Genomic DNA, 13,552 nt, shown 5'->3' with positions numbered 1-13,552 from the left:
TTTAGGAGCGCTGTAATGCCTGAGATCTATCATTTTTTCCAAACGCTGGTTAACGGCATGACCGTTGGCAGCACCTATGCCTTGATAGCCATTGGCTACACAATGGTTTACGGCATCATTGGAATGATCAACTTCGCCCATGGCGAGGTGTACATGATTGGTTCCTACGTGGCCTTCATCGCCCTTGCCGGGCTGGCCATGCTGGGTATCCACTCCCTGCCGCTGTTGATGACCGCCGCGTTCCTTGCGTCGATCGTCGTAACCAGTGCCTATGGCTACAGTATTGAGCGCGTTGCCTACCGCCCCTTGCGTGGCAGCAACCGTTTGATCCCGCTGATTTCCGCCATCGGCATGTCGATTTTCCTGCAGAACACCGTATTGCTGTCCCAGGACTCCAAGGATAAATCCATCCCCAACCTGATCCCGGGGAGCTTCTCCTTCGGTCCGGGTGGCGCGCAAGAAGTGCTGATTTCCTACATGCAGATCCTGGTCTTCGTGGTCACCCTCGTGGCCATGCTGGGCCTGACGCTGTTCATCTCCCGCTCCCGTCTGGGGCGCGCCTGCCGGGCCTGCGCCGAAGACATCAAGATGGCCAACCTGCTGGGCATCAACACCAACAACATCATCGCCCTGACCTTCGTGATCGGTGCCGCGCTGGCGGCCGTCGCGGCCGTGCTGCTGAGCATGCAATACGGCGTGATCAACCCCAACGCCGGTTTCCTGGTGGGCCTCAAGGCCTTTACCGCGGCGGTATTGGGCGGCATCGGCAGTATTCCGGGCGCGATGCTCGGCGGGCTGGTGCTGGGTGTGGCCGAGGCGTTTGGCGCCGATATCTTCGGCGACCAGTACAAGGACGTCGTGGCGTTCGGCCTGTTGGTTCTGGTGCTGTTGTTCCGTCCGACCGGCATCCTGGGCCGTCCGGAGGTTGAGAAAGTATGAGCAGATATCTTAAATCGGCGTTTTTCAGCGCCTTGCTGGTCTGGGCCGTGGCCTTCCCTGTACTGGGTCTCAAGCTGAGCATTGTCGGCATCAACCTGGAAGTGCATGGCACCGGTCCCGTGACCCTGACCATCATCGCCCTGTGCTCGGTACTGATGTTCCTGCGTGTGCTGTTCACCCAGCAGGTCGGTGCTCTGTTCAAGCGTAACCGTGGCCCGTTGGTCTCGCCCAAGGTCAGCCAATTCCTGACCCTGCCGCGCACCCAGCGCTACATCATCATCGGCCTGATCGTGGCCGCGCTGATCTGGCCGTTCTTCGGCTCGCGCGGTGCGGTCGACATCGCCACCCTGATCCTGATCTACGTGTTGCTGGGCCTGGGCCTGAACATCGTGGTGGGCCTCGCCGGCCTGCTCGACCTGGGTTATGTGGGTTTCTACGCAGTGGGTGCCTACACCTACGCGCTGCTCTCGCATTACCTGGGCTGGAGCTTCTGGATCTGCCTGCCGCTGGCCGGCATGGCGGCCGCTACATTCGGCTTCCTGCTGGGCTTCCCGGTGTTGCGCCTGCGCGGTGACTACCTGGCGATCGTGACCTTGGGCTTCGGGGAAATCATCCGTCTGTTCCTGCGTAACCTGACCGACATCACCGGTGGCCCCAACGGCATCAGCAGCATCCCCAAGCCGACCTTCTTCGGGCTGTCGTTCGACCGCACCGCTGCCGAAGGCATGCAGACCTTCCACGAGTACTTCGGGATTGCCTACAACCCGGTGAGCAAAGTGGTGTTCCTGTACCTGGTGGCGCTGTTGCTGGCACTGGCGGCACTGTTCGTGATCAACCGCTTGCTACGCATGCCCATCGGCCGTGCCTGGGAAGCATTGCGCGAAGATGAAATCGCCTGCCGTGCCCTGGGCCTGAACCCGACCATCATCAAGCTTTCCGCGTTCACCCTGGGTGCCGCGTTCGCAGGGTTTGCCGGCAGCTTCTTCGCCGCTCGCCAAGGCCTGGTGACCCCGGAGTCGTTCACCTTTATCGAGTCGGCGATCATCCTCGCCATCGTGGTACTGGGTGGCATGGGCTCGCAACTGGGCGTGATCCTGGCCGCGATCGTGATGATCCTGTTGCCGGAAATGATGCGTGAGTTCAGCGAATACCGCATGTTGATGTTCGGCGCCATGATGGTGCTGATGATGATCTGGCGTCCTCAAGGCCTGCTGCCCATGCAACGTCCACACATGGAGCTGCGCAAATGAGCCGCGAGATCCTGAAAGTCGAAAACTTGAGCATGCGCTTCGGCGGCCTGCTGGCGGTCAACGGCGTGGCCCTGACCGTGAAAGAGAAACAGGTGGTGGCGCTGATCGGCCCCAACGGCGCCGGCAAGACCACGGTGTTCAACTGCCTCACCGGTTTCTACAAGCCGAGTGGCGGCAGCATCCTGCTGGACGGCCAGCCGATCCAGGGCCTGGCCGGTCACGAGATCGCCCGCAAGGGCGTGGTGCGGACCTTCCAGAACGTGCGGCTGTTCAAGGACATGACGGCGGTCGAGAACCTGCTGATCGCCCAGCATCGTCACCTGAACACCAACTTCTTTGCAGGCCTGTTCAAGACCCCGGCGTTTCGCAAGAGCGAGCGCGAGGCCATGGAATACGCCGAGTACTGGCTGGACAAGGTCAACCTCACCGAGTTTGCCAACCGTCCCGCCGGCACCCTGGCCTATGGTCAGCAACGTCGCCTGGAAATCGCCCGCTGCATGATGACCCGCCCGCGCATTCTCATGCTCGACGAACCCGCCGCCGGCCTGAACCCCAAGGAAACCGAAGACCTCAAGGCGCTGATAGGCGTGCTGCGTGAGGAAAACAACGCCACGGTGCTGTTGATCGAACACGACATGAAGCTGGTCATGAGCATCTCCGACCACATCGTGGTGATCAACCAGGGCACGCCATTGGCCGATGGGACGCCGGAGCAGATCCGCGACAATCCTGACGTGATCAAAGCCTATTTGGGGGAAGCGTAAAATGCTGCAATTCGAAAACGTTTCCACTTTCTACGGCAAGATTCAGGCCCTGCACGACGTCAACGTGGAAGTGCGCCAGGGCGAGATCGTCACCCTGATCGGCGCCAACGGCGCTGGCAAGTCCACCCTGCTGATGACCTTGTGCGGTTCGCCGCAGGCTCACAGCGGCAGCATCCGCTACATGGGTGAGGAACTGGTGGGCCAGCAGTCGTCGCAGATCATGCGCAAGAGCATCGCAGTGGTGCCCGAAGGCCGCCGCGTGTTCTCGCGCCTGACCGTGGAAGAGAACCTGGCCATGGGCGGGTTCTTCACCGACAAGGGCGACTACCAGGAACAGATGGACAAGGTGCTGCACCTGTTCCCCAGGCTCAAGGAGCGCTTCAGCCAGCGCGGGGGCACCATGTCCGGCGGCGAGCAGCAAATGCTCGCCATCGGCCGTGCGCTGATGAGCAAGCCCAAGCTGTTGCTGCTGGACGAACCGTCCCTGGGCCTGGCGCCGATCATCATCCAGCAGATCTTCGACATCATCGAACAACTGCGCAAGGACGGCGTAACGGTGTTTTTGGTGGAGCAGAACGCCAACCAGGCGCTGAAGATCGCCGACCGGGCCTACGTGCTGGAAAACGGCCGGGTGGTGATGCAGGGCACGGGGGAGCAGTTGCTGACCGATCCGAAGGTGCGTGAGGCGTACCTGGGGGTTGAAGAAGAGGTTGCTGTAGGAACCGATTCTGAATGTGGGAGCGGGCTTGCTCGCGAAAGCGGTGAATCAGTCGAATAAGTGACTGACACACCGCATTCGCGAGCAAGCCCGCTCCCACATTTGTTTTGTGCACATCGTTAAATGTGCGTTGTTTGAAATTATTTTCGGCTGACTTGTAACGAATATCATCCGGCCCTCTCTAGTGGTGTAAGCAGGCACTCAAGCCCGCTACCTCAACCCACTGCTGGAGAAATACCATGACCACTCACACCCGCTCGCTGTCCGCCGCTACCCTCATCCTGGCCCTGGGTTCCGCCCTGAGCCTGTCCGCTTTGACCACCACCGCCCACGCCGCCGACGACATGCAGAAATGCTTTGGCGTCGCTGAAGCCGGCAAGAACGATTGTGCCGCTGGCGCTGGCACTTCCTGCGCCGGCACCTCGAAAACCAAGGACCAGGCCAACGCCTGGAAGCTGGTCCCGGCCGGTACCTGCACGAAAACCCCAAGCACCACCTCGCCGACTGGTTTCGGCCAGGAAGCGGCCTTCACCGCCAAGTCCTGAAACCCTGCGCACCTGAGCACTGATGATGACCCTTTCATCCCCGCAAACCGTCTACCAAGCTCAGGCGCCTGGCCTCCCCTATCGGGCCGGGTTGGGGCTCAAGCACGAGCACTTCACCGAAGTGCTCCAGACCTGCCCCGACCTTGGCTTTTTTGAAGTGCACGCCGAAAACTACATGGTGGCCGGCGGCCCGTTTCATCACTACCTGGGGTTGATCCGCGAGCAGTACCCGCTGTCATTGCACGGTGTGGGCCTGTCCATCGGCGGCGAAGGCGCGCTGGACCGCGAGCACCTGGCCCGCTTGGCCAGGCTGATCGAGCGCTACCAACCCCAGTCTTTTTCCGAGCACCTGGCCTGGTCCAGCCACGGCCCGGTGTTTCTCAATGACCTGCTGCCTCTGGCCTACGACACCACGACCCTGAACCGCGTGTGCGAACACGTCGACCAGGTACAGAACGCGCTCAAGCGCCCGATGCTGCTGGAAAATCCATCCACCTACCTGCTGTTCCAACGCTCCACCTTGGACGAGACCGACTTTATCAGCGAGATCATCCGTCGCACCGGCTGTGGCTTACTGCTCGATGTGAACAATGTCTATGTGTCGTGCATCAACCATCAGCGCGCCCCATTGGCCTACATCGACGCCTTGCCCTTGCACGCGGTGGGTGAGATTCATCTGGCCGGTTTTGCCGAAGACACCGACAGCCTGGGGGATCGCCTGCTGATCGATGATCACGGTGCGCCCATCGACAACGCGGTATGGCAGTTGTATGAACAGGTACTGGCACGCATTGGCCCGATGCCCACCCTGATCGAGCGAGATAACCAGGTACCGCCCCTGGGCGTGCTGCTGGCCGAAGCCGCGCAGGCCGAACGGCATCTGTCGCAGGTACGCTTATGAGCCTTGAAGACGCATTTGCCCACGCCCTGCTGGCACCTGACCACGCCTGCCCCGACGGCCTGTTCAGCATCAACGGTGCCGATCCGGCCAGCCGTTTTGCGGTGTACCGCAACAATGTGCACAGCTCATTGATCAATGCGTTGTCAGCGGCGTACCCGGTGACGCTGCAACTGGTGGGCGACGACTTCTTTCGCGCCATGGCCGGGCTGTACGTGCAAGCGTCTCCCCCCACCTGCCCGCTGATCAGCGAGTACGGCGGCACCTTTGCCGACTTCATCCAGGGGTTCGAACCGGCGGCCAGCGTGCCTTACCTCGCGGACATCGCCCGCCTTGAACGCTTGCGGGTGCGCGCCTATCACGCGGCCGATACGCAGGCACTGGAACAACAGGCGGTTATTCACGCGCTGCAAAGCCAGACGGACCTGGGCCAACTACGCCTGCAACTGCATCCGTCCCTCGCCACCTTGAACGCCGCCTATGCAGTGGTGGCGGTATGGGCGGCACACCAGACCGAGGGCGCCATGGACAGCTTGAACCCCTGGTACGCCCAGAGCGCCTTGGTCCTGCGCCAGGGCCTGGCGGTCAAGGTCTTTGCCATCGATCGCGGCTCGGTGGCGTTCATCGACAGTCTGAACCACGGCACGCCCCTGGAAATAGCCGTGGCATACGCCCTCGAGGCTTCGGCCGAATTCGACCTCAGCGCCTGTCTCTCACTGCTGATTCGCCACGACGCCATCACCCATTTACTCGCCGAACAAAAGGTCTCGCCATGAACACCCCACCCGCTCTGCTGATCAAACGGGCCATCGCGCTGTTTGAGAAAATCCCCTACAGCCTGATCGCCTTTCTCGCACGTTTCTCGGTTGCAGCGGTGTTCTGGAAGTCCGGGCAAACCAAGGTCGAGGGCTTTGCCATCGACCTGGTCAGCGGCACCTTCGAACTTGGCGAACCCAAGCTCGCCGCCTCGACGCTGCCGCTGTTTCGCAGCGAATACCACGTGCCGTTACTGTCGCCGGAAGTGGCCGCGCACCTGGCGGCGTTTGCCGAGCACTTTTTCCCGGTGCTGATCCTGGTGGGGTTCGCCACGCGCTTCTCAGCCCTGGCCTTGATCGGTATGACGCTGGTCATTCAACTGTTCGTCTACCCGGACGCTTACCCCACCCACGGCACCTGGATCGCCTTGTTACTGCTGTTGGTCGCCAAGGGACCGGGGCGTTTGTCCATCGATCACCTGATTGCTCGGCGCTACCGTTAAAGCCGATCCAACGCTTCGCCGCTGCGCTTGAACCAATCCATCAGGTAGTCGGCCAACACTTGGGTGCGACGCGGCAGACCGCCTTGATAGGGATGCACCAGATACATCGGCAGGCTCCGCGTCTGGTAATCACGCAGAAGCCAGCGTAACCGACCGTCAGCCAATTCCGCCGGCAACACGTAGGACGGCAGGCGTGCAATACCGGCGCCGACCAACGCGGCCTTCTTCAACAAGTTGTAATGGTTGGAGGCAAAGGTGCCACTGACCCGCACGCGCAATAACTCATGTTGCTGGTGATACAACCATTCTTCGCGACCGCTGTAGTGACTGTTGAGCAAACAACTGTGCGCGGCCAGGTCGGCGGGGGTCTGGGGTTCGCCGTATTGTTCCAGATAGGCCGGGCTGGCGCAGGTCATCTCGTGCCAGGCCAGCAGCGGCTTGGCCACCAGGCGCTCGTGTTCAATCGCGCCGGAGCGTACCCCCAGGTCAAAGCCATCCCGTGCCAGGTCGCGGTAGCTGTTATTGAGCTCCAACTCGATCTGCACGCGCGGGTATTGCTTGGAAAACTCCAGCAACAAGCCATCGAAGAAGGTTTCCCCCAACGAGACCGGCACGGTCATGCGCACCGGCCCGGCCAGATCGTCCTTGAGCCGCGCCAATGCCTGACGCGCGCGCTCCACCTGCACCACCAACGCCTGGGCTTGGGGCAACAACGCCGCCCCGGCGGCGGTCAGGCTGAGCTTGCGGGTAGTGCGGTGCAGCAACACCACGCAAAACTGCGCTTCCAACTGGCTGATGCGCTTGGACAACTGCCCCTTGCTGCAGCCCAGTTGCTGCGCCGCCAAGGTAAAGCTGCCGGCTTCGATCAACACGGCAAAGGCCGCCAGATCATCCATCTCGCTCATGGATTGTTTCCAAATGAAAACCAAAGGTTGCCTATTAGCACGTTTATCCGCCAGAAAAGCCACTCTAGACTGAACCTTCACTTATCCTCTGGAGGAACAGCACCATGAAAATCCTGTTGATTGGCGCCAGCGGCACCGTGGGCTCAGCGGTCAAGGCAGAACTGGCTCAACGTCACGAGGTGATCAGCATTGGTCGCCGCAGCGGTGACTTGCAAGTGGATATCAGCGACAGCGCCTCGATCCGCCAACTGTTCGAACAGACCGGCCAGTTCGATGCCCTGGTCTGTGCGGCAGGCCGCGTGAATTTCGTGGCGCTGGGTGACATGAGCGAAAGCGATTTTGAACTGGGCCTGCGTGACAAACTGATGGGTCAGGTCAACCTCCTGTTGATTGGCCGCGAGTATGCCAACGATGGCGCCTCGTTCACCTTCACCAGCGGTATCCTCAACCGCGACCCGATTCGTACCGGCGCCTCGGCGGCGATGGTCAACGGCGCAATCGACGCCTTTGTGAAAGCGGCGGCGATCGAATTGCCACGTGGCCTGCGCATCAATGCAGTGAGCCCGACGGTGCTGCTGGAAGCCATGGACAGCTACGCGCCGTATTTCCGTGGATACAAACCGGCGGCGGGAGCCGATGTGGCCCTGGCCTACGCGAAAAGTGTCGAAGGCTTGCAGACAGGCCAGACCTTTATCGTAGGCTGAGAGTTTTCGCAGCGCGGTTGACGCGGCGCCGCACATCGCTACTGCATCAGCGACGGCATCATTTCAAGGAGCCTGTCGCGGGGAATTGAAATGCTCAATTGCCCGCTGTCCATGACGCTCTTGACGGTGCTCGTGGTCAATTGCCGGCCGTTGAGATACAGCGTCAGCGACTTGTCCATGGCCTGTGCGCTCAATGCGGCAGTGCGGGCTTTGGCTTCAGGGCTGAGGACCACCTTCATCTCGATGTAGGGGGCGTTGGCGTCATGCTCTTTTTTCAACACCAGCCGCATGTCCACGAAGTCCGCTCGCGAGTTGTAGTAAAGCTGCGTGGGTTGTTCTGCCCATGCGGTGGGCGCCACCACCAGCAAAAAAGCGCAGAGGCCTGTTCGAAGATGCATGGTTAGAGCTCCAGAGGTAAAACCAAAGGTTTGCACAGAATCTCGCACTGCGCTGTAGGACAAACCCACGTTTTTTCTTACTGTATGCGATCGTGTTAACTGACTTGTGATGCATCGCCAGCCTGCGTAACGTGACGGCACCTGTCTGGAGACCCCTTATGCGTGCCGCCCGTACCTTCGCCCTGTTTGCCTTGCTTCCCCTGTTCGCTGCCTGCCAGTTGTTCGAAAGCGAGCCCGCCAAGCCGTCTATCGCCGGGCTGACCCGCATGCAGGGTCAGCTTTCAACGGTGGATGGCAAGTTGCTCTTCCAACCGTGCCATGACTCGCGTAACTACGTGGTCAAGGACACCGCGGGCACCAGCATCCTGCAGGAAGCCGCCGCCCTCGCCGGCCAGCAAGGCACTGTGTTTGCCGACCTGCGCGGCAAGTTCTCCGGCGTTGCCACCGGCACCCAGGGCGAGGTGGAGTTGCAGCAGTTGTACCGCGTCGAGCGCTCCACCTCGGCGTGCGACGACCCCGATTTCAAACGCATGATCCTGCGCGCCAACGGCCACACGCCGGCCTGGACAATGAACGTCACGGGCAAAGGCATGGTACTGGAGCGTGAGGGTCAGCCGCCGCTGGCGGTACCTTACGTGGAAGAGCAGATCGGCGACGGTCGCTTCAACCTGATGACCGAAGCCAATAACCAGCACATCGAACTGTGGGTGGCCCCGCAACGTTGCGTGGACAGTGCCAGCGGCAGCCTGCAACACATGACCGCCGAATTGCGGATCAACGGTCAAGTCCAGCGTGGTTGCGCGGCTTTCGGCGGCTCGCGGGACGATTGAGTGTCGCCGATGCTGTTTTTAGCATGACGGGAAACCACGGTTGGGGCTTATAATCGCCGGTTTGCAAAACCGCCGGCCTTACCAGGCGCCGCACACCGGATCCCGTCATGTTACGAATCACCGAACTCAAGCTGCCCATCGACCATCCCGAAGAAGACCTGCGGCCAGCCATCGTGCAGCGCCTGGGCATCGCCAGTGATGACCTGCTCGATTTCACCCTGTTCAAGCGCAGCTACGACGCCCGCAAAAAATCGTCGGAGCTGTGCTTCATCTACACCATCGACCTGAACGTGAAGGGTGAGGCCGCCCTGCTGCTCAAGTTTGCCGATGACCGCAACGTCAACCCGGCACCAGACGTCAGCTACAAAATCGTGGGCCATGCGCCGCAAGGCCTGGTCGAACGGCCGATCGTGGTCGGTTTTGGCCCTTGCGGCATTTTCGCCGGGCTGTTGCTGGCGCAGATGGGCTTCAAGCCGATCATCCTCGAGCGCGGCAAGGAAGTGCGCCAGCGCACCAAGGACACCTGGGGCCTGTGGCGTAAAAGCGTGCTCAACCCCGAGTCCAACGTGCAGTTCGGCGAAGGCGGCGCGGGGACCTTTTCCGACGGCAAACTCTACAGCCAGATCAAGGACCCGAAATTCCAAGGCCGCAAAGTGCTGCACGAATTCGTCAAGGCCGGCGCGCCAGAAGAAATCCTCTACGTCAGCAAGCCGCATATCGGTACATTCCGCCTGACCGGCGTAGTGGAAAACATGCGCCAGCAGATCATCGCCCTGGGGGGTGAAGTGCGCTTCGAACAGCGGGTCACCGACGTGCTGATCGAAGACGGTCAACTCAATGGCGTGGTCATCGATGGTGGCGAGCAGATCCTGTCCAGGCACGTGATCCTCGCCCTGGGCCATAGCGCCCGCGACACCTTTCGCATGCTGCATGGCCGTGGCGTGTACATGGAGGCCAAGCCGTTTTCGGTAGGTTTCCGTATCGAACACCCGCAGTCACTGATCGACGCCGCGCGCCTGGGCAAATACGCCGGGCACCCGAAACTCGGCGCCGCCGACTACAAGCTGGTGCACCACGCCAAGAACGGCCGTTCGGTCTACAGCTTCTGCATGTGCCCGGGCGGTACCGTGGTAGCGGCCACCTCCGAGCCGAACCGCGTCGTGACCAACGGCATGAGCCAGTATTCGCGCAACGAGCGCAATGCCAACTCCGGCATCGTGGTCGGCATCACGCCGGAAGTGGACTACCCCGGTGGCCCGCTGGCCGGTATCGAATTGCAGGAGCGCCTGGAGTCCCACGCCTACATCCTCGGCGGCAGCAACTACGAGGCACCGGCGCAGCTGGTAGGCGACTTTATTGCCGGCAAGCCATCCACGGCCATTGGCAGTGTGGAACCGTCCTACAAACCCGGCGTATCCCTGGGAGACCTGGCCCTGGCGCTGCCGGCGTTCGCCATCGAAGCCATCCGCGAAGCGCTGCCGGCATTCGAGAAGCAGATCAAAGGCTATTCGCTGCACGATGCCGTCCTGACCGGCATCGAAACACGCACCTCGTCGCCGTTGCGGATTACCCGTAACGAATCGATGCAGAGCTTGAATGTGAAAGGCCTGTTCCCGGCCGGTGAAGGCGCAGGTTATGCCGGCGGGATTCTGTCGGCAGGTGTTGACGGGATTCGAATCGCCGAGGCGTTGGCGCGGGATATGTTGGGTATCGAGGCTTGAAGCGTCGATGACCCACTGTGGGAGGGGGCGTGCTCCCTCCCACAGTGGTTTTGCGCTGTATCAGATATTGGCGCGCAGGATGTTGGCGGGTAATGGCTCGCCCTGCTCCACACTGGCTGCAACGGCAGCGATCAATCCCTCCAGCGCATAGCCCTGCCCCGTCAACCACGCCTGATTGTAATAGGTGGTGGCATACCGCTCGCCTCCATCGCACAAGATCGCCACGATCGAGCCCGACTCCCTCGCCGCTTTCATCTGCTGCGCCGCCATCAGCGCACCAATCAGGTTGGTCCCACTGGAGCCGCCGACTCGTCGCCCAAGCCGCTCGGCCAGGTAATGCATGGCAGCCAGTGACAACGCATCGGGCACCTTGACCATCGCATCGATTACCTTGGGCAGAAACGACGCCTCGACCCGAGGCCGGCCAATGCCTTCGATCCGCGAACCGCAGTCCAGGCGCAGGCTGGCATCGCCGGTCTGGTAATAGTCAAAAAACACTGAACGCTCGGCATCGGCGCACAACACACGGGTGCAATGCTGGCGATAACGTACATAACGGCCGAGGGTCGCGGTGGTGCCCCCGGTGCCTGGGCTGGAAATCAGCCAGCTTGGCTCGGGATGCCTTTCGAAGCGCATCTGCTGGAAGATCGACTCGGCGATGTTGTTGTTTGCCCGCCAGTCGGTGGCGCGTTCGGCGTAGGTAAACTGATCCATGAAGTGGCCGCCGCTTTCCTGGGCCAGGCGTTCGGACTCTGCGTAGATTTGCGTCGGATCCTGTACCAGATGGCTCTTGCCGCCGTAGAAGGCGATCTGGGCGATCTTTTCCTGGGAGGTCGTCGCGGGCATCACCGCGATAAACGGCAGGCCCAATAGCCGGGCAAAGTAAGCTTCGGAGATGGCTGTCGAACCGCTGGAGGCTTCGATTACCGGCGCGCCTGGCTTGAGCCAGCCGTTGCACAGCGCGTACAGAAACAGCGAACGAGCCAGCCGATGTTTGAGACTACCGGTGGGATGGCTGGATTCGTCCTTGAAGTACAACTCGATACCCGGCAACCCCGGCAGGGGTAACGGAATCAGATGGGTGTCAGCGCTGCGCTGGAAGTCCGCTTCAATAATACGGATGGCTTCGCGGGCCCAGGGACGATGGTCGCTCATGAGGGAATCTCTATAGGTTCATCGACAATCTTAAGGTGTTTCCTACACTGCACACAGACACAGTAACGACTCAATTGGACACACAATTGCTAGGCTTCGGCGCAATACCCCGCTTACCCGTCGCTTATAACAAATAAGAATATAACTTTTGTTTTAACAACTAACGGTACGGGTTAGGGTATCCATCTATTGAACCTGGATTGGAGAGCATCCCTTGGCTCTGCGTAGCACTTTCACCCGTTTCTTCCAGCTGGAAGCCGCCAGCGGTCTGCTATTGATCGCCGCTGCTGCCTTGGCGTTGATCATCAACAACTCACCCTTGTCGCACCTGTACGGCGCGTTTCTCGATGTGCCGGTGGTGGCGCAGATCGGCGCGTTGAAAATCGCCAAGCCGGCCTTGTTATGGATCAATGATGGCCTGATGGCCCTGTTCTTCCTGCTGATCGGCCTGGAGGTCAAGCGCGAACTGCTTGACGGCCACCTGTCCAAACCCTCGCAAGTGGTATTGCCCGGCGCAGCGGCCATCGGCGGCATGGTGGTGCCAGCGCTGATCTACTGGGCGATCAACAAGGACTACCCCGCCGCGCTCTCCGGCTGGGCGATCCCGATGGCCACCGACATTGCCTTCGCGCTGGGCGTACTGGCGCTGCTGGGCAAGCGCGTTCCGGTGTCGCTGAAGCTGTTCCTGATGACCCTGGCGATTATTGACGACCTCGGCGCCATCATTGTGATCGCGGTGTTCTATTCCGCCGACCTGTCCGGTGCCGCACTGGCGGGCGCGGGAGCCTGCCTGATTGCCCTGATCGCGATGAATCGCCTGGGCGTGATCAAGCTCGGAGCGTACCTGATCGTTGGCTTGATTCTGTGGGTCTGTGTGCTCAAGAGCGGTGTGCATGCCACCCTCGCCGGTGTGACCCTGGCATTCTGCATCCCCATGCGCACCAGGAACGCCGAGCCTTCGCCCCTGCTGACCCTGGAACACGCCCTGCACCCGTGGGTCGCGTTCGGCATCCTGCCGCTGTTCGCCTTCGCCAATGCCGGCGTTTCGCTCACTGGCGTGAGCCTGGAAAGCTTCACCCATCACGTGCCCATGGGCATCGCGGCCGGCCTGCTGATCGGCAAGACCATCGGCGTGCTCGGCTTCACATGGGTGGCCATCAAGATCGGCCTCGCCGCACTACCGGGTGGCGCCAACTGGGGCCAGGTGTTCGGCGTGGCGATCCTGTGCGGCATCGGCTTCACCATGAGCCTGTTCGTTGGTTCCCTGGCGTTTGTGCCGGGTGCCAGCGAGTTTGCCGGGGAAGATCGCATGGGGATCTTGACCGGCTCGATACTGGCAGCGTGTATCGGTTATATGGTGATGGCGATGGCGAGTCGCAAAAAGGCCTGATTTTTTGCAGGAGCCGGCAAGCCGGCTCCTGATTCATCCAATTCCCCATCTTTCGCAATTCCTTCCTACACCCACCC

Annotated in this window: 15 protein-coding genes; 12 read left to right on the top strand and 3 right to left on the bottom strand. The window is 61.0% G+C overall.

The genetic code is table 11. From position 1 onward, the window contains the following. The first annotated feature begins 15 nt into the window (after window positions 1–15). From livH to AB4O05_RS11375, 8 genes are all read left to right on the top strand, one after another. A complete protein-coding gene (gene livH, locus AB4O05_RS11410) occupies window positions 16–939 on the top strand; it encodes a high-affinity branched-chain amino acid ABC transporter permease LivH (protein WP_460130858.1) in 924 nt (307 codons plus the stop codon). Continuing rightward, window positions 936–2,189 (top strand): high-affinity branched-chain amino acid ABC transporter permease LivM, encoded by a 1,254-nt coding sequence (locus tag AB4O05_RS11405; protein WP_131697197.1) that lies wholly within the window; start codon window positions 936–938, stop codon window positions 2,187–2,189. Before livH ends, AB4O05_RS11405 begins: the two co-directional genes overlap by 4 nt. Beyond that, window positions 2,186–2,953 carry a high-affinity branched-chain amino acid ABC transporter ATP-binding protein LivG gene (gene livG / locus AB4O05_RS11400; protein ID WP_460130862.1) on the top strand — a complete coding sequence of 256 codons (768 nt, stop codon included), beginning with the start codon at window positions 2,186–2,188 and terminating at the stop codon, window positions 2,951–2,953. Before AB4O05_RS11405 ends, livG begins: the two co-directional genes overlap by 4 nt. A gap of 1 nt (window position 2,954) precedes the next feature. After that, the gene (locus AB4O05_RS11395) at window positions 2,955–3,731 is read left to right on the top strand and encodes an ABC transporter ATP-binding protein (RefSeq protein WP_460164877.1); all 777 of its coding nucleotides are present in this window, start codon (window positions 2,955–2,957) and stop codon (window positions 3,729–3,731) included. Between the two features lie 179 nt (window positions 3,732–3,910). Beyond that, on the top strand, window positions 3,911–4,216 hold the full coding sequence (locus AB4O05_RS11390) for a BufA1 family periplasmic bufferin-type metallophore (protein ID WP_460130867.1): 306 nt from the start codon (window positions 3,911–3,913) through the stop codon (window positions 4,214–4,216). A 22-nt stretch (window positions 4,217–4,238) separates the two neighbouring features. After that, complete coding sequence (gene bufB / locus AB4O05_RS11385) at window positions 4,239–5,117, top strand: MNIO family bufferin maturase (protein ID WP_460130869.1); 879 nt, start codon at window positions 4,239–4,241, stop codon at window positions 5,115–5,117. Continuing rightward, a complete protein-coding gene (locus AB4O05_RS11380; RefSeq protein ID WP_460130871.1) occupies window positions 5,114–5,890 on the top strand; it encodes an HvfC/BufC family peptide modification chaperone in 777 nt (258 codons plus the stop codon). Before bufB ends, AB4O05_RS11380 begins: the two co-directional genes overlap by 4 nt. After that, the gene (locus AB4O05_RS11375; protein WP_460130874.1) at window positions 5,887–6,372 is read left to right on the top strand and encodes a DoxX family protein; all 486 of its coding nucleotides are present in this window, start codon (window positions 5,887–5,889) and stop codon (window positions 6,370–6,372) included. The genes AB4O05_RS11380 and AB4O05_RS11375 overlap by 4 nt, the downstream gene beginning before the upstream one ends. Here AB4O05_RS11375 and AB4O05_RS11370 read toward each other — a convergent pair. After that, window positions 6,369–7,277: a LysR family transcriptional regulator gene (locus AB4O05_RS11370; protein WP_460130876.1), complete on the bottom strand. Its 909-nt coding sequence runs from the start codon at window positions 7,275–7,277 to the stop codon at window positions 6,369–6,371. The genes AB4O05_RS11375 and AB4O05_RS11370 overlap by 4 nt on opposite strands. 104 nt (window positions 7,278–7,381) lie before the next feature. Here AB4O05_RS11370 and AB4O05_RS11365 point away from each other — a divergent pair, with 104 nt between their 5' ends. Beyond that, window positions 7,382–7,981 carry a short chain dehydrogenase gene (locus tag AB4O05_RS11365; RefSeq protein WP_460130878.1) on the top strand — a complete coding sequence of 200 codons (600 nt, stop codon included), beginning with the start codon at window positions 7,382–7,384 and terminating at the stop codon, window positions 7,979–7,981. Window positions 7,982–8,019: 38 nt separating this feature from the next. On the opposite strand, the gene AB4O05_RS11360 is transcribed toward AB4O05_RS11365, so the two are convergent. After that, window positions 8,020–8,448, bottom strand: a complete 429-nt coding sequence (locus tag AB4O05_RS11360; RefSeq protein WP_460130881.1) for a hypothetical protein — start codon at window positions 8,446–8,448, stop codon at window positions 8,020–8,022. Between the two features lie 89 nt (window positions 8,449–8,537). Here AB4O05_RS11360 and AB4O05_RS11355 point away from each other — a divergent pair, with 89 nt between their 5' ends. Together AB4O05_RS11355 and AB4O05_RS11350 are read left to right on the top strand one after the other, a co-directional pair. Further along, window positions 8,538–9,209 carry a COG3650 family protein gene (locus tag AB4O05_RS11355; RefSeq protein ID WP_460130883.1) on the top strand — a complete coding sequence of 224 codons (672 nt, stop codon included), beginning with the start codon at window positions 8,538–8,540 and terminating at the stop codon, window positions 9,207–9,209. Between the two features lie 107 nt (window positions 9,210–9,316). Continuing rightward, a complete protein-coding gene (locus tag AB4O05_RS11350; protein ID WP_460130885.1) occupies window positions 9,317–10,930 on the top strand; it encodes an NAD(P)/FAD-dependent oxidoreductase in 1,614 nt (537 codons plus the stop codon). A gap of 60 nt (window positions 10,931–10,990) precedes the next feature. Here the strand turns inward: AB4O05_RS11350 and AB4O05_RS11345 are convergent, their stop codons facing one another. Further along, window positions 10,991–12,085: a PLP-dependent cysteine synthase family protein gene (locus AB4O05_RS11345; protein ID WP_460130888.1), complete on the bottom strand. Its 1,095-nt coding sequence runs from the start codon at window positions 12,083–12,085 to the stop codon at window positions 10,991–10,993. 214 nt (window positions 12,086–12,299) lie between these two features. Here AB4O05_RS11345 and nhaA point away from each other — a divergent pair, with 214 nt between their 5' ends. Further along, entirely contained in the window at window positions 12,300–13,475 is a 1,176-nt protein-coding gene (nhaA, locus tag AB4O05_RS11340) for a Na+/H+ antiporter NhaA (RefSeq protein WP_460130890.1), read from the top strand. Window positions 13,476–13,552: the final 77 nt, after the last annotated feature.

This window comes from Pseudomonas sp. S1_G07 (assembly GCF_054668565.1).
This window is presented reverse-complemented; position numbering and strand designations above follow the sequence as displayed.